The sequence below is a fragment of the Symbiopectobacterium sp. RP genome (genome assembly GCF_050472005.1).
Classification (GTDB): Bacteria; Pseudomonadota; Gammaproteobacteria; order Enterobacterales; family Enterobacteriaceae; genus Symbiopectobacterium.
This window is the reverse complement of the sequence record NZ_JBGOGS010000002.1, coordinates 133,175-157,469: the sequence shown is the minus strand read 5'-3', so window position 1 is coordinate 157,469 and position 24,295 is coordinate 133,175. Positions and strand designations below refer to the sequence as shown.

Genomic DNA, 24,295 nt, shown 5'->3' with positions numbered 1-24,295 from the left:
CGAATTGTAGGGATTATAAGATAAAACGGCTCAGATCTTCATCTGCTACGAGCTCGTCAAGATGACTACGCACGTATTCTGCGTCCACGGTAACAGTTTGTCCGCTCATCTCGCTGGCATCGTAAGAGATCTCTTCGATCAAACGCTCCAAAACAGTGTGCAGACGACGTGCGCCGATGTTCTCGGTGCGCTCGTTGACCTGCCAAGCCGCTTCGGCAATCCGGCGAATGCCGTCCGTCCTGAAGACGATATCCACACCTTCCGTCGCCAGCAACGCTTTGTACTGTTCCGTCAGTGATGCGCTTGGTTCCGTCAGGATACGTTCGAAATCTTCCGTGGTCAGCGCTTGCAGCTCAACGCGGATAGGTAAACGCCCTTGCAGCTCGGGGATCAGATCCGACGGGCTGGAGACCTGGAACGCACCGGAGGCGATAAACAGGATGTGATCGGTTTTCACCATGCCGTGTTTGGTGGAGACCGTACAGCCTTCCACCAGCGGCAGCAGATCGCGCTGTACCCCTTCACGAGAGACGTCCGGGCCGGAGGTTTCCCCGCGTTTGCAGATTTTATCGATCTCATCGATAAACACGATACCGTGTTGCTCAACGGACTCGATAGCCTGCTGTTTCAGCTCTTCTGGGTTTACCAGTTTGGCGGCTTCTTCTTCAATCAGCAGCTTGAAGGCATCTTTGATTTTCATCTTATGCGCTTTCTGCTTTTGACCCGCCAGATTCTGGAACATGGACTGCAACTGATTGGTCATCTCTTCCATGCCAGGAGGGGCCATGATTTCAACGCCCATCGGGGTTGCTGCCAGATTGATTTCAATTTCTTTGTCATATAACTGCCCTTCACGCAATTTTTTGCGGAAAGCCTGACGCGCCGCGGATGGTTCTTGCGGCTCTTCCGGTTGACCCCAGTTATTTTTTGCCGGGGGAATCAGCGCATCCAGAATGCGTTCTTCGGCCATCTCTTCAGCGCGGAAGCGGTTTTTTTCCAGCGATTGCTGGCGCATCATTTTGATGGCCGCATCCGTCAGATCGCGGATGATGGAGTCCACTTCTTTACCAACATAGCCGACTTCAGTGAATTTAGTGGCTTCCACTTTGATAAATGGGGCGTTGGCCAGTTTGGACAGACGACGGGCAATCTCAGTTTTACCGACGCCGGTCGGCCCGATCATCAGGATGTTCTTGGGGGTCACTTCATGGCGTAACGCGTCGGAAAGCTGCATACGGCGCCAGCGGTTACGCAATGCGATTGCCACCGCACGTTTGGCCTTGTGCTGACCGATGATGTAGCTGTCGAGCTCGCTAACGATTTCGCGCGGGGTCATTTCAGACATGATGTCATTCCTTACGCCTTGGAGGCTAATTCTTCAATCGTGTGGAACTGATTGGTGTAGATGCAGATATCGCCTGCGATACCCAGCGATTTTTCAACAATCTCGCGCGCGCTGAGCTCGGTGTTCTCCAGCAGCGCTCTGGCTGCGGCTTGCGCATACGGGCCGCCAGAACCGATAGCAATCAAATCGTTTTCCGGTTGAATTACATCGCCGTTACCGGTGATGATAAGCGACGCGTTTTCGTCTGCGACGGCCAGCAGTGCCTCCAGACGGCGTAGCATACGGTCGGTGCGCCAGTCTTTTGCCAATTCCACGGCGGCCTTGACCAGGTGGCCTTGATGCAGTTCCAGCTTGCGTTCAAACAGCTCGAACAGCGTAAAGGCGTCAGCGGTGCCGCCCGCAAAGCCCGCGATCACGTTGTCGTTGTACAGGCGACGTACTTTGAGCACGTTGCCCTTCATGACCGTGTTTCCCAATGTGGCTTGGCCGTCGCCGCCAATCACCACGTGGCCGTTGCGACGTACACTTACTATAGTTGTCACGCGTCGATCCCCGCTAGATAAGGAAAAAGAACCCCACAGTGCTGTGGGGCATATTAATGTTGTAGATGGGGGAGCGCTTAGGAGTTTTCAACCCCCGGCAGCGAGAGGAATGCAGTTTGCTGCGCCAGCGTCTTTCAGGCGCGATAACATTTTGTCGGCGGTGGCACGATCTTTATACGGCCCTAACGTGATGCGATTCCAGCCGCCACTGCTGGCGATGCGGCTTTCGATACCGGCAAAAGCCAACTGTGCGCGCACTGATTCTGCCGGTTCCAGCGTTTTAAACGAACCACACTGTACCATCCAGCGCTGTGCTTTTTCTGGTTTGGGCGCTTCCGGCTGCTTCGCAATTTCCACCTGTTTTGGCGTTTCCTGCTTAGGTGTAGCAGTTTGTGTCGCGGGGGCAGTGACGGGCGCACGTGTACTCACGGGCGTCTGCGTCACCGTCGGTGTGGTTGCTACCGGCGGTACCACCACGGTTTTAGGCGCAGTGATGGTGACCTGGGAGCGAGGCACCGGCGTTTGATCGTTATAAGGCACTTCTGACAGCTGCGTCGGCGCACGGCGCATATCCGCCTGCATCTGTTCTAGCAGTTGGCGTTGTTCTTGCGTGAGTTGGACCGGTGATTTGATTTCTCCACCGGAATTGGGTGCCGTTGGCTCAGGAACGCCCAGCTGACGATTCTCCAGTTCTTTAATATAACGCCAGCGCTCTTCCGGCTTCGGTGGCAGACCATTGCCGTTGTTGGTGGCGCTGCGCGGTAGCACGGGCGACTCAGCAGGCTTGTTGTTGGCGATAAAATAGAGTCCGCCCGCGAAGGTCACCAGAACGGCAACGGCCAGCATTATCATGAAGTTAGAGACGCCCGACGAAGAGCCACCTCTTCGAATGGTTGTCTTTTTTCGTCGTGCGCCTGAGCGCCCACGGCTGACGTAATCTCGTTGTGCCACTGTCGTTTCGCTACAAATGAAATGAAAGATTTAGGGAGCATGTTACTGAACCCTAAAAACTTTGACCAGCACCGGAATTCTTAAACCCGATATAGCTAAACGACTTAATTTTGATTGCATTATTTAAATGAGCTATTCAATTGATTTTAGACGTAAAGTGATATCTACACGTGAAGAAGAAGAAGGGTTGAGTATCCGAGAAACAGCGAAGCAATTTCGGATTGGCCCTGCCTCTGTATCGCGTTGGATTAATCAAATATAGCCAAGCGACATTATTTTGATAACAATTAGCTGTATTTTTTTGCCACATATCAGGGCATTGGCTGTAATCATTTTTAAGTCGGTTGGCTATAGCGTCAAAAGCATCGACCACGCCTCAGCGAAAGATCGATAAATCCGAGTTGATAAAAGATGTTGAACCATATCCAGATGCTTACCAAAAAGAACGTGCAGAGCATTTTGGCGTTTGTCAGAAGGCCATTTGGCAAGCTCTTAAAAAGCTGGGATTGACCTATAAAAAAAGCTCTACGTCATCCGAAAGCCGACGAAAGCGCCCGGCAAGCATTTCAACAAAAAATACAACAGTATGAAAAAGAAGGTAAACCTATTGTTTTTATTGATGAAAGTGGTTTTCCACACGATACCCCACGGACTCATGACTATTCCCCAAAAGGTCAACGGTGTTTTGACCTGAAGAACTGGGGAGCCAAGGGAAGAACAAATGTTATCGGCGTTATTAGAGCCTGTACACGAGATTGTGTAATGTAATTGCCTGATTTTGATATGTTCAATCCAACATCAAAAGCAGGTTACTTTATGGACGAAAAACAGTTACAGGCTCTGGCTAACGAGCTGGCCAAAAATCTCAAAACCCCTGACGCTCTCAACCAGTTTGATCGCCTGCTGAAAAAGATCTGCGTTGAAGCTGCCCTTAATGCTGAAATGACCCATCACCTCGGGCATGAGAAGCCCCAGTCCAAATCTGGAACTAACACGCGCAATGGCTACTCCACAAAGACTGTTACCACCGGCGATGGTCCGCTAGAACTGCGTACACCACGTGATCGTGATGGTTCCTTTGAACCGCAGCTGGTGAAGAAGAACCAGACCCGGCTCACCCGGATGGATAACCAGATTTTATCGTTGTATGCCAAAGGGATGACCACCCGCGAAATTGCCGCTGCGTTCAAAGAACTGTATGACGCGGATGTCTCACCCGCCCTGGTATCGAAGGTCACCGATGCCGTTATGGAGCAGGTTGTTGAATGGCAAAATCGCCCCCTGGATGCGGTTTATCCCATTGTTTACCTTGACTGTATCATTCTGAAAGTCCGGCAGGACAGCCGCGTTATCAATAAGTCTGTGTTCCTGGCGCTGGGTATCAATATCGAAGGCCAGAAAGAGCTACTGGGGATGTGGCTGGCCGAAAATGAAGGCGCAAAGTTCTGGCTGAACGTGCTGACAGAACTGAAAAACCGTGGCCTGACCGACATCCTCATTGCCTGTGTGGACGGCCTGAAAGGGTTCCCGGATGCCATTAACACGATCTACCCGGAAGCCCGCATCCAGCTGTGCATCGTGCACATGGTGCGCAACAGTCTGCGCTTCGTTTCCTGGAAGGACGATAAGGCGGTAAGACGCGACCTCAAAGCAGTGTATCAGGCTCCAAGCGAAGAGGCCTCGCTTCAGGCGCTGGAGACGTTCGGTGGGACATGGGATCACCGCTATCCGCAGATAAGCCGGAGCTGGCAGTCAAACTGGGCCAACCTGTCGACATTCTTCTCGTACCCGCAGGAACTTCGCAAGGTAATCTACACGACGAACGCTATAGAATCACTGAACAGCGTGCTCCGGCATGCAATCAAGAAACGCAAGGTGTTCCCGACTGATGACTCGGTGAAGAAGGTTGTATGGCTGGCAATCCAAGGGGCATCACAGAAATGGACGATGCCCTTACAGGACTGGCGTATGGCAATGAGTCGCGTTATTATCGAGTTCGGTGACCGCCTTGACGGTCACTTCTGAGGAAAGGCATTTACACAAAATCTTAAACAGGCTCCTTTATTAGGCACAACGCTGTTTGCTATCGGATTATTTGATATCAATATTAACAGCGATGTTTTCTATTCTTGGGTCACACAAGTCCTTATCCCAGTACTCCCTAAAAACAGGGTAATCGTGATGGACAATGCAACTTTTCACAAAAAACATAATATTCAACAAGTCATCATCGATGCAGGGTATATGGTGGAGTATTTGCCTACATATTCGCTAGATCTTAACCCAATTGAGCATAAATGGGCACAAGCAAAAAAAGAGAGAGTGGTTGCGATACAGAGATTTTGTTCTCAGTCCATATGGTGTAATCAAAATTAAGTCGCTTGGTTATATTGCAACATCGTCTGACGCCGCCAAAACATCATCAGGATGATGAACTGGGGGCGTTGGTGCGCAGCTATAACGGCTTTGTTGAATAAACATATTTTATGCTGCACCCCCGGTGAAACGACAGATCCTCGCAACGCAAAATCATGCAGTTAGGCCTCATAAGAAAACTGTAAACCTGAGGTGACAAGCATTTTCTACCAGAACTGGCTGGCAAAACAGCATGACTCACTATTATTCAACAAAGCCAGCTATAACCTCAATCAGCAGCGGTTAGCGCAGCAGATAGCGGATGACGCCACGCAATCTAACGCGGATGCTATGACACCGCCCCCCAAACCGTAGCGATAGTCGCGCTCATTCCTGTTACCATCTGATAACACTAAAAATTAACCTTATAAATTAAAGGTATTTTAATATTTCATTGTATCTTATTGGTTTTTTTCAATATTTACCCAGAATTGACTGATTGCATTATCGTTATATGTTTCAAAAAAATTGCTTGCATGTTTGTTTTTTGCATTCTAGTTGATGTGATTCAGCTCTTATTTTTAACCTGATGTTCACAAACTAAAGTTATAAAACATTTCCACTCTGTTACCGCGATGTTACTTTTCGCCGCAGTCACAGAGGCGTCGTTTGCGACCCTATGTGTTTCCCTACCATAGGATAAGTATATGAAAGTGTCTATTTTTAAAAACCTTTATTTTCAGGTTCTTACAGCGATTACGATAGGAATCCTACTAGCACATTTCTACCCAGATCTGGGTGCGCAAATGAAACCACTGGGCGATGGATTTGTTAAACTGATCAAGATGGTGATTGCCCCCGTCATCTTCTGTACCGTAGTGACCGGTATTGCCGGTATGGAAAGTATGAGGTCGGTAGGCCGTACTGGCGCTGTCGCGCTGCTTTACTTTGAAATTGTCAGCACTGTGGCACTGATTATCGGTCTGCTGGTGGTGAATATCATGCAACCGGGTGCGGGCATGAATGTCGATGCCTCCACACTGGATGCCTCTGCGGTGGCGGTCTACACCCAACAGGCGCAACAGCAGGGTGTGGTCGCGTTTCTGATGGATGTGATTCCTGCAAGCGTGGTGGGTGCTTTCGCCAGTGGTAACATTTTGCAGGTGTTGCTGTTTGCGGTGATGTTTGGCTTCGCACTGCATCGCTTGGGTGAGAAAGGACGCGTCATTTTCAACGTGATTGACAGCTTCTCACACACCATTTTTGGCGTGATCAATATGATCATGCGTTTGGCACCGATCGGCGCATTCGGCGCGATGGCGTTCACCATTGGTAAATACGGTGTTGGCTCACTGGTGCAGTTGGGACAGTTGATCATCTGCTTCTATATCACGTGCCTGCTGTTTGTTTTTCTAGTGCTGGGCAGCATCGCCCGCTCTACCGGATTCAGCATTTTCAAATTTATCCGCTACATCCGTGAAGAGCTGCTGATTGTGCTGGGGACCTCCTCGTCAGAATCCGTGCTGCCGCGCATGCTGAACAAGATAGAAAAAGTGGGGTGTAAAAAATCGGTGGTGGGTCTGGTGATTCCTACCGGCTACTCCTTCAACTTGGATGGCACCTCCATCTACTTGACCATGGCGGCGGTGTTTATTGCGCAGGCTACCAATAGTCATATGGATATCTGGCACCAGATTACGTTGCTGGTGGTGTTGTTGCTCTCCTCGAAAGGTGCCGCTGGCGTCACCGGTAGTGGGTTTATCGTGCTGGCAGCGACCATTTCTACGGTGGGGCATCTGCCGGTGGCTGGTTTGGCGTTGATCCTAGGTATTGACCGCTTTATGTCAGAAGCGCGTGCCCTGACCAACTTGGTCGGCAACGGTGTCGCGACGATCGTGGTTGCCAAGTGGGTGGGTGAGCTGGATGAGAAGCAGCTGGAAAGCGAGCTCTCTGGGCATAAAAAAGACGATACGTCTGCACCAACCGTACTTTCATAAATGGGTTTTACCCTGCGCCAACTCCCGTTGGCGCAGTGATAACGGGCTATCCCCGTCCTCGCTTCTCATGATTCCCCGTGATTGCGCCTTGCCATCACGGGGAATTTTTCATAAGGTTGCGGCTAGGCAATCGCGTTGTGCACGGTCTGTATCGGGGGAATAACGATCAAAAACCGCTTATTGGTCATCATTTCGTCTCTTTATTTCCAAAATTATTTCATCGTATTGAGTGACATAGGCAAAAGTGTGCGGTCTAACGTAAGGGTAAACAGATCGCTCTGATTTCCCCGTAATACCTCCGCTGGCGCATCCTGAAAGGGATAGGCGTATTGGGCGGTGAGAGAGTGTACAGGCCTTATTGTCACAATCATCTTTTACTGTGTTGGATAGTCAGTTAAGTCGGGGTTCACATGCAGGGCACCAAAATAGGGTTCTTAGTTGGTGGAGTGTTGCTGGCGTTGGCTGGTGGCAGCGTGCAAGCTGAAACACTACAACCCGATCCTGCTTGGCAGCAGGGAAAGCTGGATAATGGTTTTACGTGGCAGTTACTGACCACACCGCAGCGTCCTGGGGATCGGATTGAATTACGTTTAGTGGTTAACGCAGGTTCTCTCGCTGAGAGTGCTCAGCAGCCGGGCTTTGCGCACCTTATTTCTCGTTTGGCGCTGACGCCGGGCGATAATTTACCTGTCGTACAGCTTCCCTCGTTGCTGATACCGGAGACTAACGGCGCGAAGCCGCTGCCGCCCGCGTTTGTCTCGTATGACTACACCTCCTACAACCTCAGTTTGCCCAATAATCGGCCTGAATTGCTTAAAGATGCACTGAATTGGCTGGCAGAAACGGCAGGGAGCATCAAGATTGATGATGGCAGTATCGCTAACGCGTTACGCATCCCCGATCAGGTGGTGAGTGTTCCCGCCGATCAGCAGGATCCCACGTGGCGTTATCGCTTGAAAGGATCGTCTCTGCTGGCACACGATCCGGCACAGAATGTCAAAGCGCGTCCAACGGCTGAAATGATGTCGCAGTTTTACAAAGCTTGGTATACCCCTGATGCGATGACGCTGTACGTGGTGGGGCATGTAGAAACTCGCCAGATAAACGAGCTTATCAGTAAAGCGTTTGTCTCGCTGGAAGGTAAACGCGCCGCGCCGGCTCCGATGCCGACGCTCTCGCCGCTGCCTGCGGAGCCGATTGGTTTTATGCTTGATAAGGCGAAGCGCGATACGCTCTCGCTGATCTGGGATATGTCTTGGCATCCTATCCACGAATCGCAGGCGCTTACCCACTACTGGCACAGTGATTTAGCGCGCGAAGCGCTGTTCTGGCATGTGCAGCAGGCATTGGAAAAGAGTGGGCTTAAAGAAACCAGCGTGCGCGTTAACTGCGATGTATACTATACCCGTGCGCAGTGTGGCATCCATCTGGACAGTCCCAACAGCGAGAACGCCGAGGCCACGTTGACCTTCCTGGCAAAAGAGCTGATGAGCTTGCGTGACAAGGGGTTAACGCAGCAAGAGTTTGATGCGCTGATCGCGCGTAAGAGCGACGAGCTCAGCAAACTGTTTGCGACCTACGCCCGCACCAGTACCGATGTGTTGATGCAGCAGCGCTTGCGCTCACAGCGTAACGGCGTGGTGGATATTGCACCGGAACAATATCAGAAGTTGCGTCAGGTCTATCTCTCTGAACTGACGCTACCTTTGCTGAATCAGGAACTGCACCAGCAGCTTTCTCAGGAAACCACGCTGATGCTCAAACAGCAAAAGGGTGAGCCGGAAGTAAACACCAAGGCGTTATATGAGGTGTACAGTAAAATCATGACACCTCCTGTCGCGGTGGAGGCTGCTTGAGCCGCGCCATCGGAGGAGGCGGCACAGGCAACACCGGCACAGTAATGTGCCTGGTTGTTACTTCTCCGAATAGGGATAGGAGCGAGCCTGTTTAAGATTTTGTGTAAATGCCTTTCCTCAGAAGTGACCGTCAAGGCGGTCACCGAACTCGATAATAAAGCGACTCATTGCCTACGGCAGTCCTGTAAGGGCATCGTCCATTTCTGTGATGCCGCCTGGATTGCCAGCCATACGACCTTCTTCACCGAGTCATCAGTCGGGAACACCTTGCGTTTCTTGATTGCATGCCGGAGCACGCTGTTCAGTGATTCTATAGCGTTCGTCGTGTAGATTACCTTGCGAAGTTCCTGCGGGTACGAGAAGAATGTCGACAGGTTGGCCCAGTTTGACTGCCAGCTCCGGCTTATCTGCGGATAGCGGTGATCCCATGTCCCACCGAACGTCTCCAGCGCCTGAAGCCATAGGTATCTACACATCATAAAGGGTTAAAAACCACCATAGCGAAGTGGGCAAGTTCTTCCGGGGTATATACCCGTGATCATTGAAGATGCTTGATTTTACGCGGTAAGAAGATCATGCTCACCCACTATGAAGATATTTATTACCGACAAGCAAAAAGCCGAACTCGAACACCTTCATAACACCAGTCGTGATAAGCGTGTTTGTGATCGCATCAAAGCCGTCCTGCTGGCCTCCGAAGGCTGGAGCTCTGCGATGATTGCGCAAGCTCTGCGTCTGCACGAAACGACGGTAAACCAACATATCAACGATTACGTCAACACTCGCAAACTTAAACCTGAAAACGGTGGGTCTGCAAGTCGGCTTTGTGCTGAAAAGACTGCGCTCTTAATCAGCTAGTTATCTCAACATCTCTTCCATCATACCCACGACATCGTGGCTTATGTCGAACATCGCTGGGCTATCCGATTCAGTATTCCCGGCATGAACAAGTGGTTGCACCGTCATGGTTTCTCCTACAAAAAACCGGCGGGCGTACCCCATAAATTCAGTGAAGAAAATCAGAAGCATTTCATTGAATATTATGAGAATTTAAAGAAAACAGCCGGCAATGAGGCGATTCTGTTTATCGATGCGGTTCATCCGACACAAGCCACAAAGCTCAGTTATGGATGGATACGAAAAGGGCATAAAAAGTCAGTTAAAACAACGGGAAGTCGAACCCGTCTGAATATACTGGGTGCGCTGAATCTGAGCGATATCGGCGGTACGGTTATTCACGATTACAAAACAATTAATGACTACAACATTGCTCGTTTTTTCATTGAGATACGCAAACGTTACCCTGATTACCGACAGAGAATCCATGTAATACTGGACGGTGCGGGTTATCACCGAACCCAATTGATTAAGGATTGGGCCTTTGTCGTGAACATAGAGCTTCACTATTTACCGCCTTACAGTCCGAATCTGAACGCGATAGAACGCCTGTGGAAAGTGATGAATGAGCATACACGGAATAATCGCTATTTTGAAAACACCCGCGATTTTCGGGATGCAATATTCAATTTTTTCACCAATACGCTACCAGAAATAGCGGACTCGCTGACGTCCAGAATTCACGATTGTTTTCAGGTGCTCAAACCTGCATCTTGAGGTTTATTGGGTATAGTCTGCTAATAACGTCAAGGTATTTAGCAGGATGGATAGTCCGGCAAGCAGCGCTGGGGCGCTTTCTTTACGCCCTCGTTTTTGTTGTTGTCCGGATAATCGGCAAATTAACTGACGGGCTGCCGCATTGTCGTCTCCTTCAGCGCGTTGCAGCCGCCATACCAGCACACATGCCATGCTAGCTATCAATAACCTGCGTAGCAGGGCACCAGCACTGCGCTGAAGCCATTTTTCTACATCATGACCGGCACCTTTCAGCAGCTTAAAAAAGGATTCAATACCCCAGCGCCAGTAATACCAGCGAGCGACTTCCGCGCTGGTGATCTCGTTGCTAACGTTTGTGAGCAGCGTCCAGCGTCCGATAAATTTACCGTGAGTATCGGTAAGGCGAACCACAACTAATCTGAGTGTCAGAGCTACGCCTGGCTGAACTTTCACTCGCCGTCCGGTGTTCTTGTCTTTCCGCTTCGGTTTTGTTGTTCGCGTTATGATCACGGATGTTTCCCCGATCTCCATATTGGCTTTTTTCCCTTTCCAGCCAACCTGTCCGTTTGCGATAAATGGCAGATCTTCTGCAATTTCACCAATTTTACGGGTGTCACCGCCCCACTCGGCCCGATGCCCTTCCTTTCCCCGGATAATCCAACATATTCCCTGGGAGCTTAATGTGCGCATATGCCCGATAGAGTCACCTTCACGGTCAATGAGATGAACTAACTTCTTCCCGGTAGCAAGAGACTCAACGCGGGCGATATCAGCCGTCAAAGCATCCATATGAGTCAGACTCTCAGACAAGCCCTCGGTTAGCGTTGAACGACAACCCGCCCTATCGGTTATAGCCAACCGACTTAAAAATGATTACAGCCAATGCCCTGATATGTGGCAAAAAAATACAGCTAATTATTATCAAAATAATGTCGCTTGGCTATAGAGTTTGGGACAGGGGCGCTATTGGTAAACCATTTGCAGCATCAAGCAGTAGGCGGGTTTGTAGTTCATAACCGACGTCGCCACCATGCGTCATTTTCAAACGTTCTTCTTTCCTATTGTGGGTACGAAACTGTAAATGAGACCAGTCGTGAACGACGAGAGCGTATGGATGCGGGCTAAGTGCAACCTGCCGGAGAGCCAGCGAAATAATCGGTTCATTGAGCTGAGTGAAGCTAATACGTTCATTATTAAAAAAACGCCAACCGGCCTGAGTAGTGGCGAATGTTGTTTTCTGCGCGCAGGCAAGGTCTTTAACGGCTGACGCCAATGGTGCTGGGGGAGTCATGTGTTGCTTAACCAGACGCTGATAACGCCGGTTAAGGCGGGCATCAATCCCGCCAATGGATAAGTTGAGATCATGCAGCAACGTAATAGCAGATATTGCAAAAGATGTGTAGATACCTATGACCTTAGGCACTTTAATTTCAACATCCCCAATACCCGTCTGTATGGTTCGTTGTGGCAAATAGCCGTTACGAACGACAGCATGACGCCCGTCGTCCATGTCCATGTTGTTGCAGCATGGCTTCGAGCTCAACCTCAACGGCGGCAGCTATCAGTTGCCTAGCACCATTACGAATGAGTTCATGCAAGGGATCACCGGCAATATCTGGTTCTGCGAAGACCTGTAGGGTAGACTTTTTCATGGGGTATCATCTTTCTGTTGTTGAAATCATCCACGAAATCAATCAGCAGGATAGGCCACCCTCCCCGAAACCCCGTACACCAGAAATGAGCATAACTCGCCCGGCAAGCATTTCAACAAAAAAAACAACAGTATGAAAAAGAAGGTAAACCTATTGTTTTTATTGATGAAAGTGGTTTTCCAGATGATACCCCACGGACTCACGGCTATTCCCCAAAAGGTCAACGGTGTTTTGGGCTGAAGAACTGGGGAGCCAAGGGAAGAACAAATGTTATCGGCGCGTTATTAGGCACAACGCTGTTTGCTATCGGATTATTTGATATCAATATTAACAGCGATGTTTTCTATTCCTGGGTCACACAAGTCCTTATCCCAGTACTCCCTAAAAACAGGGTAATCGTGATGGACAATGCAACTTTTCACAAAAAACATAATATTCAACAAGTCATCATCGATGCAGGGTATATGGTGGAGTATTTGCCTACATATTCGCCAGATCTTAACCCCATTGAGCATAAATGGGCACAAGCAAAAAAAGAGAGTGGTTGCGATACAGAGATTTTGTTCTCAGTCCATATGGTGTAATCAAAATTAAGTCGCTTGGCTATAGGCAAGGGAAACCATAGTTCGCCGAGAATAACAAAGAGTTGTCCTTTAAATGAAACACTATTTTATTATTTTTTCCCCGTCGCGTAAATCGATTTTAGCCGCTGGATTGACAGTGAAATGGAGGTATAATTGCCTGCTGAGTTTGTTTCCTCTCTGAGCTGTTCTTCATTGCATATTCTCTGTGCTAGAAATCCATAGATACCGTTACACCCAAAGGTGCCTTAGCGACATTGACGGTTTTTTGGGCTTTGTTGAATAATAGTGAGTCATGCTGTTTTGCCAGCCAGTTTTGATAGAAAATGCTTGTCACCTCAGGTTTACAGTTTTCTTATGAGGCCTAACTGCATGATTTTGCGTTGCGAGGATCTGTCATTTCACCGGGGGTGCAGCATAAAATATGTTTATTCAACAAAGCCGGTTTTTTGCAGAAATCATCACTGGGCTCTTCCTGTCGCGGCAAAAAGATGCTTAAATTATAACTCATTTATTTTGCATAAATATTCACATGTTGGGTGGCAAACAGTATCGGTACATGCTCGTGCCGCCACGCGTATAACGATCTGATTTTTTCTCATCAATGCATGGCGTAACATATCGTGGTGTGGCTGTTAAGCTTCTCTCCATAAGTCTATCGAGCAGGGATTTATTTTATGACGACGATTCTCAAGCACCTTCCGGCAGGTCAGCGTATTGGCATTGCGTTCTCCGGAGGCCTGGATACCAGTGCAGCGTTGCTGTGGATGCGTAAAAAAGGGGCGGTTCCTTATGCTTACACCGCAAACCTGGGACAACCGGATGAGGATGACTATGAAGAGATCCCTCGTCGCGCAATGGAGTATGGCGCAGAAAATGCCCGTCTTATTGACTGCCGCAAGCAGCTGGTTGCGGAAGGCATTGCCGCGATTCAGTGCGGTGCTTTCCATAACACCACGGGTGGCCTGACCTACTTTAACACTACCCCTCTGGGCCGTGCGGTAACCGGCACCATGCTGGTCGCGGCCATGAAAGAAGATGGCGTGAATATCTGGGGTGACGGCAGTACTTATAAAGGTAACGATATCGAGCGTTTCTACCGCTACGGTCTGCTGACCAATGCTGAACTGAAAATCTATAAGCCGTGGCTGGATACGGATTTTATTGATGAACTGGGCGGCCGTCAGGAGATGTCCGAGTTTATGGTGCAGTCTGGCTTCAACTATAAGATGTCCGCAGAAAAGGCCTACTCGACCGACTCCAACATGCTGGGCGCAACGCACGAAGCGAAAGATTTGGAATTCCTGAACTCCAGCGTGAAGATCGTTAACCCGATCATAGGCGTCAAGTTCTGGGATGAGAACGTCAAGATTGCGGCAGAAGAAATCACGGTACGTTTTGAACGCGGCTATCCGGTGGCGCTGAATGGCAAAACTTTTGCCGATGATGTGGAACTGATGCTGGAAGCCAACCGCATTGGTGGTCGTCACGGTTTAGGCATGAGCGATCAGATTGAAAACCGTATTATCGAAGCGAAGAGCCGTGGCATCTATGAAGCCCCCGGCATGGCGCTGCTGCACATTGCCTACGAGCGTTTGGTTACCGGTATTCATAATGAAGATACCATTGAGCAATACCATGCGCACGGTCGTCAGCTGGGCCGTCTGCTGTATCAGGGGCGTTGGTTCGATCCGCAAGCACTGATGCTGCGTGATGGGTTGCAACGCTGGGTGGCCAGTGCGGTTACCGGTGAAGTGACGCTGGAACTGCGTCGCGGTAATGACTATTCCATCCTGAATACAGTGTCGGATAACCTGACCTACAAGCCGGAACGTCTGACGATGGAAAAAGGCGACTCGGTGTTCTCACCGGATGACCGTATTGGTCAGTTGACGATGCGTAACCTAGATCTCATTGATACGCGAGAAAAACTGTTCAACTACGTCGAAACAGGGTTGCTGTCCTCCTCTGCGACGACAGGCTTGCCGCAAATGGAAAGCGTGGAACAGTTGCAGGACAAGAGCAGCAAATAACGCGCTGCTGGTTGCATTCCTTTTCAAGAGGGCACCTACGGGTGCCCTTTTTTGTGTGTGCCGGGCATGCCCGACAGCTTGGGGGTGAAAGTCCCCTGTACAGCCTGATGGTGGCGAAGGACTAGCGAAGTGCAAGGGCGTCATCGCGAGGTGGGGTCTGAAGGAAGCGTGGAGCAAAGCCATGACCTGACGAACAGAAACCTGATACAAGGCTCATCCGATCGGCAGAGCGAGCATATGATCGCGAAGGCCATAACCATCAAGGGTCGAGTGAGTAAATCAGGCAGGTGTGTGGTGAAGGGGGTCGGGCTTACCCCGGGAGGTCTGCATAGCGTCCTGCATTCAGGACTGAGCTCATCGTGAGGTGCGCTGATCGCTATGCAGAAGTCAGCAGAGGGCGTAGGGGAAACCTGAAGGCCCGAACAGTGATGAGTGGCGAGTATCGCCGGAGGTTCTGAACGGTCATGCAGCAGAAAACGCAATGCGACCCCGATGAGAGCAGAAGGGGTGAAGCCCCGACTCCTGCCCCATCAGGGGCTGAAACCGTCCAGACATAACCGGAGCGGGAAAGCCCGTCGTCCGGGGATAGTCTCATGGAGGTTATCCTCAACCAAGAAAATCTGAAGCAGGCGCTGAAAAGAGTAAAAGCCAACAAAGGCGCGCCGGGTGTGGACGGAATAAGCGTGAGCGAACTCCCCGACCATCTGAAACGCCAGTGGCCGGAACTGCGGAGTAACCTGCTGGCTGGCAGATACAAACCTCAGCCCGTCCGCAGGGTGGACATACCGAAACCCGGGGGAGGAACCCGACAACTGGGAATCCCGACGGTAATGGACAGGTTCATCCAGCAGGCAGTGATGCAGGTGCTGCAAAGCCAGTGGGATCCGACCTTCAGTGAAAGCAGCTATAGCCAACCGACTTAAAAATGATTACAGCCAATGCCCTGATATGTGGCAAAAAAATACAGCTAATTGTTATCAAAATAATGTCGCTTGGCTATAAAAATGCGGGACATTGCTCATCCCGCCCCCAACACCACGACGTCCGGATCCACTAAATTGATCACGTGTGCGATGGATTTGGCCAGACGTTACTCATAGCGTTGCAGTGCTTGTTCTGCGGCGCTATCTCCCTGACGTGCCAATGAAACAATGGTTTCCCCGTTACAGGCATGGCTCGTGACATGGCGATAGTCGGCAGCGAAACCGGTGCCGGAAATAAAGGTTTCAATGCATCCGCGTTGACCACAATAGCAAGGCACAGCCTGCGCAAACTGGCGTTCTTGCTCATTTTGCCAAGGCAATGGGTTATGCCCCCATTCGCCAGCGATGCCGTTGCGTCCGGCATGCGCTCGTCCGTTGAGCGCAATGCCCGCACCACAGCCGGTACCGATAATAATGGCAAACACGACATCAAGTCCGGCACCGTCCACCGCTTCAGACACCGCCAGACAGTTGGCGTCATTGGCGAGGCGCACCGGACGCTGCAACAGTGCGGAGAGATCGTTATCCAACGGCTGATCGTTCAACCACACCGAATTGGCGTTTTTTACGTGGTGGGACAGCGGTGACAGGGTGCCTAGAATCCCCACGCCGACGCTCCCAGTCATGCCCGTTGCCTTTTCGGCTTCGTTAACCAGCGTAGCAATGATGTTCAACGTTCCCTGAAGTCATCACGGGGCGTCGGCAGACGATGGCGGAACAGCGTTTCGCCGCGATCCCCCAGTGCGATGACCTCCGTTTTGGTTCCACCCAAATCAATTCCAATACGCGCAGCGCCTCCTCAGAAAATTCCCATAATGCATGAATAAATATCAAAATTTTCACTCACCTAGCACAAGGTATAGCCAAGCGACATTATTTTGATAACAATTAGCTGTATTTTTTTGCCACATATCAGGGCATTGGCTGTAATCATTTTTAAGTCGGTTGGCTATAACTTTATTCCAGTGTATACGTAACCACCATTACGCGCTGCACTTGCACGCCAAATCCGCTATGATGCGTCCCTCCCCTTTTCATCCGCGTGCCGCGCACGCACCGCCAAGGATAACACCATGTTGTGGTTTAAAAATGTTATTATTTATCGCCTGAACCGCGATATCACCCTTTCTACTGATGCGTTAGAAAAACAGTTAGGTGAGTTCGCCTTTACCCCCTGTGGGAGCCAGGATCTCTCTCGCACCGGTTGGGTATCCCCGATGGGCGCACACAGTGATGCACTGACCCACAGAGTTAACGGCCAATTGCTGCTCTGCGCACGCAAAGAAGAAAAGATGTTGCCGTCTCCGGTGATCAAGCAGGCGTTCCAGGCCAAAATCGACAAACTGGAAGCCGAACAACACCGCAAACTGAAAAAAACCGAAAAAGACACCCTGAAGGATGAAGTGCTGCATACGCTGCTGCCGCGCGCCTTCAGCCGTTTCAGCCAGGTGTGGCTATGGATTGATACCGTTAATCAGTTGATTATGCTTGATGCTGCCAGCGCTAAGAAAGCCGAAGATACGCTGGCACTGTTGCGCAAAACCTTGGGCTCACTGCCCGTGGTGCCCTTGGCGCTGGAAAACCCTATTGAACTTACCCTGACCGAATGGGTGCGCTCTGGCGATGTGCCAGCCGGTTTCACCCTGCAAGACGAAGCCGAATTGAAAGCGATTTTGGAAGACAGCGGTGTGATCCGCTGTAAGAAGCAAGATCTGGTAAGTGATGAAATCGCCGTGCATATCGAAAAAGGTAAAGTAGTAACCAAACTTGCCCTCGACTGGCAGGAGCGCATCCAACTGATACTGGCAGAAGATGGCACGCTGAAACGGCTGAAGTTCGCCGACACGCTGCGTGAGCAGAACGACGATATCGACAGGGACGATGTGGCTCAACGCTTTGATGCCGATTTTATTCTGATGACCAGCGAGCTTTCCGCGCTAACGACCAATCTGGTTGAGGCGTTGGGCGGCGAAGCGCAGCGCTAAACAAAACAGGGAAGAGAGTGCGTTATGCGACATGAGATTCCGATCCGCTGCTTTTCCATAGCGCTTTATGTACTGCGCCCGGCGCAGGCTGGCTATCAAGTCCTGCTGCTGCGCCGCAACGGCCACACCCAGCTAGGGCAGTGGTGCCAAATAGCTGGTGGTATTGAAGCCGGTGAGAGCACGTGGCAAACGGCGCGACGTGAAGCGAAAGAAGAGACGGGATTGCAGTTAGCCGATCTCTACTCAGCGGATCGCTGCAAGCAGTTTTACGAAGCGGATAACAATGGCCTGACGCTGGTACTGGTGTTCGTGGCTTATAGCTAAACGACTTAAAAATGATTACAGCCAATGCCCTGATATGTGGCAAAAAAATACAGCTAATTGTTATCAAAATAATGTCGCTTGGCTATAACGAGTCCGCCCTTTCTTCCACTGTTTCCACAGCAGACTGTGCAACCTCCTTCTTACCCACACCAGCAGGTTGCGCGTCATAGCCAAGCGACTTAATTTTGATTACACCATATGGACTGAGAACAAAATCTCTGTATCGCAACCACTCTCTCTTTTTTTGCTTTTTGCTTGTGCCCATTTATGCTCAATGGGGTTAAGATCTGGCGAATATGTAGGCAAATACTCCACCATATACCCTGCATCGATGATGACTTGTTGAATATTATGTTTTTTGTGAAAAGTTGCATTGTCCATCACGATTACCCTGTTTTTAGGGAGTACTGGGATAAGGACTTGTGTGACCCAGGAATAGAAAACATCGCTGTTAATATTGATATCAAATAATCCGATAGCAAACAGCGTGGTGCCTAATAAAGCGCCGATAACATTTGTTCTTCCCTTGGCTCACCCGTTCTTCAGGCCAAAACACCGTTGACCTTTTGGGGAATAGGCGTGAGTCCGTGGGGTATCGTGTGGAAAACCACTTTCATCAATAAAAACAATAGGTTTGCCTTTTTTTTCATACTGTTGTATTTTTTGTTGAAATGCTTGCCGGGCGCTTTCGTCGGCTTTCGGATGACGTAGCGTTTTTTTATAGGTCAATCCCAGCTTTTTAAGAGCTGGCCAAATGGCCTTCTGACAAACGCCAAAACGCTCTGCACGTTCTTTTTGGTAAGCATCTGGATATGGTTCAACATCTTTTATCAACTCGGATTTATCGATCTTTCGCTGACGCGTGGTCGATGCTTTTGACGCTATTTGATTAATCCAACGCGATATAGCCAACCGACTTAAAAATGATTACAGCCAATGCCCTGATATGTGGCAAAAAATACAGCTAATTGTTATCAAAATAATGTCGCTTGGCTATACAGAGGCAGGGCCAATCCGAAATTGCTTCGCTGTTTCTCGGATACTCAACCCTTCTTCTTCCCGTGTAGATATCACTTTACGTCTAAAATCAATTGAATAGCTCATTTAAATAATGTAATCAAAATTAAGTCGTTTAGCTATATTGATGCGCGCCGGATTTACACCGCATCAGGCTTTTGTGTTGATCACCATGGCCGCGGTACTGTTGGCGGGTATCGGCATGGCCGGAGAGTATTTCTCTTTCATTCCTGAATGGGCCATGTTGGTGCTGTTTTTACTGGCCTTTGGGCTTTGTGACTATTGCCTGAAACGGGCATGGCGCGTGGCGCGCTTTCTGAAACGCATCAAGCGTCGAGCGCACCGTAACGACAATCATCGACACTCAACTTGAAACCACACCACTTTGGGGAAGTAATGAAACACGAAAACCCTACTAACGGAACCTCTGGCGAAGCACATTACCGCGTGACGACGGGGAGGGCAGGTATTGAGAATGAACTGGACATTCGTGGCCTGTGTGGTGCGTTGTGGAGAGGAAAATTCTGGATTGCCGGCGTAGCGCTGGCTTTCGCGCTGGTGGCGTTAGGGTATTCCTATCTTGCTCGCCAAGAGTGGAGCGCCATGGCAATAACGGACCGGCCTGGCGTTACGCGGCTGGGCGGTTATTATCCGCAACAGCAGTTCTTACGTAATCTGGATGCCAAAGCGTTTGCGTCGCTGCCGCCCGAAGCGCTGTCGGTGTCAGCCAAGGTTTACGACGAGTTTGTCATGCAGGTTGCCGCGTATGATACCCGGCGCGATTTCTGGCTACAGAGCGACTACTATAAATCGCATCAGGAAGGTGATGCCAAAGCGGATGCGGCCTTGCTGGACGATCTGATCGCCGACATCCAGTTTACCCCGCGTGATGACGGTAAAAAGACCTTCGACAGCGTGCGCTTGACGGTGGACAACGCGCCTGCCGCCAATCGCCTGTTGCGCGACTATATCGAATTTGCCAGTCTGCGCGCCGCACTGCACCTTAACGGTGAGCTGAAAGGCGCCTGGGCGGCACGTAAGGTCTTTTTACAGTCGCAGATTCAGCGTCAGGAAGCGGTCGCGCAGGCGATTTTCGATCGCGACCTGAATAGCGTGAAGATGGCGCTAAAAATTGCGCAACAGCAGGGGATAAGCCGCAGCCAGACCGATACCCCCGAGGAAGAATTGCCGCCTTCAGAACTTTTCCTGTTGGGGAGTCCGATGTTGCAGGCGCAATTGGAATCCTTGCAGGCCAGTGGGCCGCGCTTCGACATCGATTATAACCAAAATCGCGCCATGTTGGCGACGTTAAGCGTTGAGCCAACACTTGATGCGGCATTGCAGACCTACCGTTATCTGCGCACGCCGGAGGAGCCGGTGAAGCGAGACAGTCCGCGTCGCCTGTTCTTGATGGTGATGTGGGGCGCTATCGGTGCATTAACCGGGGTGGGCATTGCATTGGTTCGCTGTAAACCTCAGCGGCGGATGGATTGACCGTTTATGCCGCCTGAAAGGGCAGCCCCTAACCTGATGAAAGAGATTCATAGTGAAAGTGTTGACTATTTTCGGCACCCGTCCAGAAGCTATCAAAATGGCCCCTCTGGTTTATGCCCTGGCTCAAGATGAAGCCTTTGAATCGAAAATATGCGTAACAGCCCAGCACCGGGAGATGCTGGATCAAGTGCTGCGTTTATTTGCTATTACGCCGGATTATGATTTGAACATTATGCAGCCGGGCCAGGGGCTGAGTGAGGTCACTTACCGCATTCTGGAAGGACTGGAACCGGTATTGATGGCGTTCAAACCCGATCTGGTGCTGGTGCATGGTGATACTACCACCACGCTGGCCGCCAGCCTTGCGGCGCTGTATCAGCGTATTCCCGTCGCTCATGTGGAGGCCGGGTTGCGCACGGGTAATCTCTATTCGCCATGGCCTGAAGAGGCCAATCGTAAGCTGACCGGCCATTTGGCGATGTATCACTTTGCGCCAACCGAGCGGGCGCGTGATAACCTGCTGCGGGAAAACCTCGGCGACCGACAGATCCTGGTGACGGGAAATACGGTTATCGATGCGCTGTTCTGGATGCGCGATCGTATTCTTGGCGATGAAACATTGCGCCACTCCCTAGATACCCACTACGGTTTTCTGGATGCGAATAAAAAACTGATTCTGGTCACTGGGCATCGCCGTGAAAACTTTGGCGGTGGTTTCGAGCGTATTTGCACGGCGTTGGCGAGCATTGCCCGTCGCCACCCGGAGGCGCAGATTCTGTATCCCGTGCACCTGAACCCGAATGTGCGTGAGCCGGTAAATCGTATTTTAAGCGGCATTGATAACGTGTTTCTGATCGCGCCGCAGGAGTACTTGCCGTTTGTTTACCTGATGAACCGGTCGTACCTGATTTTAACCGATTCTGGCGGTATTCAGGAGGAGGCCCCTTCGCTGGGCGTGCCCGTGCTGGTGATGCGTGAGACAACAGAGCGGCCAGAGGCCGTGGACGCGGGAACGGTGCGGTTGGTTGGCACAGAGGTGGTGACGATTCTGGACGCGGTGTCGCAACTGCTGACCGACAATGCAGCGTATCAGGCCATGAGCCGGGCGCATAACCCGTTCGGTGACGGCACCGCCTGTCAGCGTATTATTGCTGCACTGAAGAACCCTTTAGTTACACGACAATGAGCAACACCATGACAACTAACGCAATGACAATCAATAAAATAGTGGTGGTTGGGCTGGGCTATATCGGTCTTCCGACCGCCGCCGCGTTTGCTTCACGGAAAAAACAGGTGATTGGCGTGGACGTTAATCGCCACGCGGTGGAAACCATCAATCGTGGTGAGATTCATATCGTTGAACCCGATCTGGGGGCCATGGTTAAGGCCGCTATGGAAAACGGTTATTTGACGGCAACGCACAAACCCGAGGCGGCCGATGCCTTTCTGATCGCTGTGCCGACGCCGTTTAAAGAGGGGCACGAACCGGATTTGAGCTATGTACAGGCTGCGGCAGCGGCGATTGCACCGGTGCTGCAACCCGGCGCGCTGGTGGTGCTTGAATCCACCTGTCCCGTTGGCGCGACGGAGCAGATGGCGGCGTGGCTGGCTGACACCCGGCCCGATCTGACCTTCCCTCAGCACGCCGGGGACGATGCCGATATTCACATCGCTTACTGCCCGGAGCGGGTATTGCCTGGGCAGGTCGTGATGGAACTTGTGAAAAATGACCGGGTGATTGGCGGCATGACGCCAGCCTGTGCCGTGCACGCCAGCGCGTTGTACAAGATTTTTCTCGAAGGTGAGTGCGTTGAAACCGACGCGCGCACGGCTGAGATGTGTAAACTGACGGAAAACAGCTTCCGTGACGTGAATATCGCCTTTGCCAACGAGCTGTCACTGATTTGCGCTGAACAGGGTATCAACGTATGGGAATTGATTCGTCTGGCGAATCGTCACCCGCGTGTGAATATCCTTCAGCCCGGCCCCGGCGTTGGCGGTCATTGCATCGCGGTAGATCCGTGGTTTATCGTGGCGCAAAATCCGCAGCAGGCGCGTTTGATACACACGGCGCGGTTGGTGAACGACGGTAAGCCGTTGTGGGTGGTCGATCGCGTTAAAATGGCAGTAGCGGATTGTCTGGTGCAGAGCGGCAAACGCGCCAGTGACGTGACCATCGCCTGTTTTGGGCTGGCGTTTAAGCAGGATATTGACGATTTGCGCGAAAGCCCGGCGGTCGGGATTACCGAAATGATTGCGCAGTGGCACAGCGGCACGACACTTGCCGTGGAGCCGAATGTGACTGCGTTGCCGCCACGTTTGACCGGGTTGGTTACGTTGACGGAATTGCCGACGGCGTTGCGTGAGGCGGATGTGGTGGTGATGCTGGTCGATCACCGTGCATTCCGCGCGATAGAACCTGAAAAGATAAAACAACAGTGGATTGTAGACACGAAAGGAGTATGGTGTTGAAACGTATTTTGGTGACAGGCGGTGCAGGGTTTATTGGCTCCGCGCTGGTACGCTATCTGGTAACGGAAACGCAAGACAGCGTCGTGGTGGTCGATAAGCTGACATATGCCGGTAATCTGGCATCATTGGCGCCGGTGGCAGCCAGCGATCGTTTTGCGTTCGAGCAGGTTGATATCTGTGATCGTCCCGCGTTGGATCAGGTATTTGCCACGTATCAGCCGGATTTGGTGATGCATCTGGCGGCGGAAAGTCACGTTGACCGCTCGATTGATGGTCCGGCGGCGTTTATTGAAACCAATATCGTCGGTACCTATCAGATGCTGGAAGCGGCGCGCCACTACTGGAACGCGCTGGATGGTGAGAAAAAAGCGGCTTTCCGTTTCCATCATATTTCCACCGATGAGGTGTTTGGCGATCTGCATGGTACGGACGATCTGTTTACTGAAACAACGCCGTATGCGCCCAGCAGCCCTTATTCCGCATCCAAAGCCTCCAGCGACCATCTGGTGAGTGCTTGGATGCGCACCTATGGGCTGCCGACGATCATCACCAACTGCTCCAATAACTACGGTCCTTACCACTTCCCGGAAAAATTGATTCCGCTGATGATCCTCAACGCAGTATCCGGTAAGCCGCTGCCCGTGTATGGCAACGGTGCGCAGATCCGTGACTGGCTGTTTGTTGAAGATCATGCGCGTGCGCTTTACCGCGTGGTGACGGCGGGTGAAATCGGGGAAACCTACAATATCGGCGGCCATAACGAGCGTAAAAACCTCGACGTGGTGCATACCCTGTGCGATCTGCTGGAAGAACTGGCACCGCAAAAACCGGCGGGTGTAACCCATTATCGCGATTTAATTACTTACGTGACTGATCGACCCGGACATGACATGCGTTATGCCATCGATGCCAGCAAAATGGCGCGGGAGCTGGGGTGGAAACCACAGGAAACGTTTGAAACCGGCATGCGTAAAACGGTGTTGTGGTATCTGAATAACGAAGCCTGGTGGCGCAGTGTGCAGGATGGATCCTATACCGGAGAACGGTTGGGGCTGGACGCATAATCGACACGTTTGTCGTGCCCGTGTGTCAGT

Annotated in this window: 23 protein-coding genes and 8 pseudogenes; 20 read left to right on the top strand and 11 right to left on the bottom strand. The window is 51.0% G+C overall.

All coding sequences use genetic code 11. From position 1 onward, the window contains the following. Positions 1-13: 13 nt before the first annotated feature. The 3 genes from hslU to ftsN form a co-directional block, all read right to left on the bottom strand. On the bottom strand, positions 14-1,345 hold the full coding sequence (gene hslU / locus ACD630_RS18725; RefSeq protein WP_430360259.1) for an HslU--HslV peptidase ATPase subunit: 1,332 nt from the start codon (positions 1,343-1,345) through the stop codon (positions 14-16). An 11-nt stretch (positions 1,346-1,356) separates the two neighbouring features. Continuing rightward, a complete protein-coding gene (gene hslV / locus ACD630_RS18720) occupies positions 1,357-1,887 on the bottom strand; it encodes an ATP-dependent protease subunit HslV (protein ID WP_291970413.1) in 531 nt (176 codons plus the stop codon). 87 nt (positions 1,888-1,974) lie between these two features. Beyond that, entirely contained in the window at positions 1,975-2,838 is an 864-nt protein-coding gene (ftsN, locus tag ACD630_RS18715; protein WP_430360258.1) for a cell division protein FtsN, read from the bottom strand. A gap of 127 nt (positions 2,839-2,965) precedes the next feature. Here ftsN and ACD630_RS18710 point away from each other — a divergent pair, with 127 nt between their 5' ends. The 8 genes and pseudogenes from ACD630_RS18710 to ACD630_RS18675 all read left to right on the top strand — a co-directional run bounded on the left by ACD630_RS18710 (position 2,966) and on the right by ACD630_RS18675 (position 9,046). Then, entirely contained in the window at positions 2,966-3,100 is a 135-nt protein-coding gene (locus ACD630_RS18710) for an IS630 transposase-related protein (RefSeq protein ID WP_430360257.1), read from the top strand. Positions 3,101-3,182: 82 nt separating this feature from the next. After that, positions 3,183-3,428, top strand: coding sequence for an IS630 transposase-related protein (locus ACD630_RS18705; protein ID WP_430360256.1), 246 nt, complete (start codon positions 3,183-3,185; stop codon positions 3,426-3,428). Further along, positions 3,352-3,606 carry a transposase gene (locus ACD630_RS18700; RefSeq protein ID WP_430361183.1) on the top strand — a complete coding sequence of 85 codons (255 nt, stop codon included), beginning with the start codon at positions 3,352-3,354 and terminating at the stop codon, positions 3,604-3,606. The genes ACD630_RS18705 and ACD630_RS18700 overlap by 77 nt, the downstream gene beginning before the upstream one ends. Before the next feature lie 48 nt (positions 3,607-3,654). Beyond that, entirely contained in the window at positions 3,655-4,863 is a 1,209-nt protein-coding gene (locus ACD630_RS18695) for an IS256 family transposase (protein ID WP_430361182.1), read from the top strand. Positions 4,864-4,914: 51 nt separating this feature from the next. Further along, a pseudogene (locus ACD630_RS18690) lies at positions 4,915-5,097 on the top strand (transposase); the annotation flags it as partial. A gap of 28 nt (positions 5,098-5,125) precedes the next feature. Continuing rightward, complete coding sequence (locus ACD630_RS18685) at positions 5,126-5,269, top strand: hypothetical protein (RefSeq protein WP_430360255.1); 144 nt, start codon at positions 5,126-5,128, stop codon at positions 5,267-5,269. 631 nt (positions 5,270-5,900) lie between these two features. After that, positions 5,901-7,190, top strand: coding sequence for a dicarboxylate/amino acid:cation symporter (locus tag ACD630_RS18680; RefSeq protein WP_430360254.1), 1,290 nt, complete (start codon positions 5,901-5,903; stop codon positions 7,188-7,190). A 410-nt stretch (positions 7,191-7,600) separates the two neighbouring features. Further along, the gene (locus tag ACD630_RS18675; RefSeq protein WP_430360252.1) at positions 7,601-9,046 is read left to right on the top strand and encodes an insulinase family protein; all 1,446 of its coding nucleotides are present in this window, start codon (positions 7,601-7,603) and stop codon (positions 9,044-9,046) included. Positions 9,047-9,163: 117 nt separating this feature from the next. Here the strand turns inward: ACD630_RS18675 and ACD630_RS18670 are convergent. Then, positions 9,164-9,504 (bottom strand): annotated as a pseudogene (locus ACD630_RS18670) (transposase); the annotation flags it as partial. Positions 9,505-9,634: 130 nt separating this feature from the next. Here ACD630_RS18670 and ACD630_RS18665 point away from each other — a divergent pair. After that, positions 9,635-10,660 (top strand): annotated as a pseudogene (locus tag ACD630_RS18665) (IS630 family transposase). A 3-nt stretch (positions 10,661-10,663) separates the two neighbouring features. Here ACD630_RS18665 and ACD630_RS18660 read toward each other — a convergent pair. From ACD630_RS18660 to ACD630_RS18650, 3 genes and pseudogenes are all read right to left on the bottom strand, one after another. Next, the gene (locus ACD630_RS18660; protein ID WP_430360251.1) at positions 10,664-11,518 is read right to left on the bottom strand and encodes a transposase; all 855 of its coding nucleotides are present in this window, start codon (positions 11,516-11,518) and stop codon (positions 10,664-10,666) included. Positions 11,519-11,600: 82 nt separating this feature from the next. Continuing rightward, positions 11,601-12,032 carry a hypothetical protein gene (locus ACD630_RS18655; RefSeq protein WP_430361312.1) on the bottom strand — a complete coding sequence of 144 codons (432 nt, stop codon included), beginning with the start codon at positions 12,030-12,032 and terminating at the stop codon, positions 11,601-11,603. A 39-nt stretch (positions 12,033-12,071) separates the two neighbouring features. Continuing rightward, positions 12,072-12,312 (bottom strand): annotated as a pseudogene (locus ACD630_RS18650) (transposase); the annotation flags it as partial. A gap of 152 nt (positions 12,313-12,464) precedes the next feature. Between ACD630_RS18650 and ACD630_RS18645 the strand changes: the two are divergent. Next, positions 12,465-12,794 (top strand): annotated as a pseudogene (locus ACD630_RS18645) (IS630 family transposase); the annotation flags it as partial. A gap of 463 nt (positions 12,795-13,257) precedes the next feature. Here the strand turns inward: ACD630_RS18645 and ACD630_RS18640 are convergent. Next, a complete protein-coding gene (locus ACD630_RS18640) occupies positions 13,258-13,404 on the bottom strand; it encodes a hypothetical protein (protein ID WP_430360250.1) in 147 nt (48 codons plus the stop codon). Between the two features lie 166 nt (positions 13,405-13,570). Between ACD630_RS18640 and argG the strand changes: the two genes are divergently transcribed. Both argG and ACD630_RS18630 read left to right on the top strand, forming a co-directional pair. Then, the gene (argG, locus tag ACD630_RS18635) at positions 13,571-14,926 is read left to right on the top strand and encodes an argininosuccinate synthase (RefSeq protein WP_430360249.1); all 1,356 of its coding nucleotides are present in this window, start codon (positions 13,571-13,573) and stop codon (positions 14,924-14,926) included. A 593-nt stretch (positions 14,927-15,519) separates the two neighbouring features. Beyond that, positions 15,520-15,849, top strand: a complete 330-nt coding sequence (locus ACD630_RS18630) for a reverse transcriptase domain-containing protein (RefSeq protein ID WP_430360248.1) — start codon at positions 15,520-15,522, stop codon at positions 15,847-15,849. A gap of 75 nt (positions 15,850-15,924) precedes the next feature. Here ACD630_RS18630 and ACD630_RS18625 read toward each other — a convergent pair. After that, positions 15,925-16,693 (bottom strand): annotated as a pseudogene (locus ACD630_RS18625) (ROK family protein); the annotation flags it as partial. A 289-nt stretch (positions 16,694-16,982) separates the two neighbouring features. On the opposite strand from ACD630_RS18625, the gene rdgC reads away from it, so the two are divergent. Genes rdgC through ACD630_RS18610 form a run of 3 tightly spaced genes read left to right on the top strand, consistent with a single transcriptional unit; the run spans position 16,983 to position 18,388 of the window. Continuing rightward, on the top strand, positions 16,983-17,894 hold the full coding sequence (gene rdgC, locus ACD630_RS18620) for a recombination-associated protein RdgC (protein WP_430360247.1): 912 nt from the start codon (positions 16,983-16,985) through the stop codon (positions 17,892-17,894). 24 nt (positions 17,895-17,918) lie between these two features. Further along, complete coding sequence (locus ACD630_RS18615; protein ID WP_430360246.1) at positions 17,919-18,218, top strand: NUDIX domain-containing protein; 300 nt, start codon at positions 17,919-17,921, stop codon at positions 18,216-18,218. Between the two features lie 11 nt (positions 18,219-18,229). After that, positions 18,230-18,388, top strand: a complete 159-nt coding sequence (locus tag ACD630_RS18610; RefSeq protein WP_430360245.1) for a hypothetical protein — start codon at positions 18,230-18,232, stop codon at positions 18,386-18,388. A gap of 19 nt (positions 18,389-18,407) precedes the next feature. Here ACD630_RS18610 and ACD630_RS18605 read toward each other — a convergent pair. Then, a pseudogene (locus ACD630_RS18605) lies at positions 18,408-18,734 on the bottom strand (transposase); the annotation flags it as partial. Between the two features lie 15 nt (positions 18,735-18,749). Continuing rightward, the gene (locus tag ACD630_RS18600) at positions 18,750-19,130 is read right to left on the bottom strand and encodes an IS630 transposase-related protein (protein ID WP_430360244.1); all 381 of its coding nucleotides are present in this window, start codon (positions 19,128-19,130) and stop codon (positions 18,750-18,752) included. A gap of 226 nt (positions 19,131-19,356) precedes the next feature. Here ACD630_RS18600 and ACD630_RS18595 point away from each other — a divergent pair. The 5 genes and pseudogenes from ACD630_RS18595 to rffG all read left to right on the top strand — a co-directional run. Continuing rightward, positions 19,357-19,608 (top strand): annotated as a pseudogene (locus tag ACD630_RS18595) (UDP-N-acetylglucosamine--undecaprenyl-phosphate N-acetylglucosaminephosphotransferase); the annotation flags it as partial. A 23-nt stretch (positions 19,609-19,631) separates the two neighbouring features. Then, complete coding sequence (gene wzzE / locus ACD630_RS18590; protein WP_430360243.1) at positions 19,632-20,729, top strand: ECA polysaccharide chain length modulation protein; 1,098 nt, start codon at positions 19,632-19,634, stop codon at positions 20,727-20,729. 52 nt (positions 20,730-20,781) lie between these two features. Then, complete coding sequence (wecB, locus tag ACD630_RS18585; protein WP_430360242.1) at positions 20,782-21,915, top strand: non-hydrolyzing UDP-N-acetylglucosamine 2-epimerase; 1,134 nt, start codon at positions 20,782-20,784, stop codon at positions 21,913-21,915. Between the two features lie 23 nt (positions 21,916-21,938). Then, positions 21,939-23,201: a UDP-N-acetyl-D-mannosamine dehydrogenase gene (gene wecC / locus ACD630_RS18580; RefSeq protein WP_430361181.1), complete on the top strand. Its 1,263-nt coding sequence runs from the start codon at positions 21,939-21,941 to the stop codon at positions 23,199-23,201. Beyond that, positions 23,192-24,265: a dTDP-glucose 4,6-dehydratase gene (gene rffG, locus ACD630_RS18575; protein ID WP_430360241.1), complete on the top strand. Its 1,074-nt coding sequence runs from the start codon at positions 23,192-23,194 to the stop codon at positions 24,263-24,265. The genes wecC and rffG overlap by 10 nt, the downstream gene beginning before the upstream one ends. The last annotated feature ends 30 nt before the right edge of the window (positions 24,266-24,295 follow it).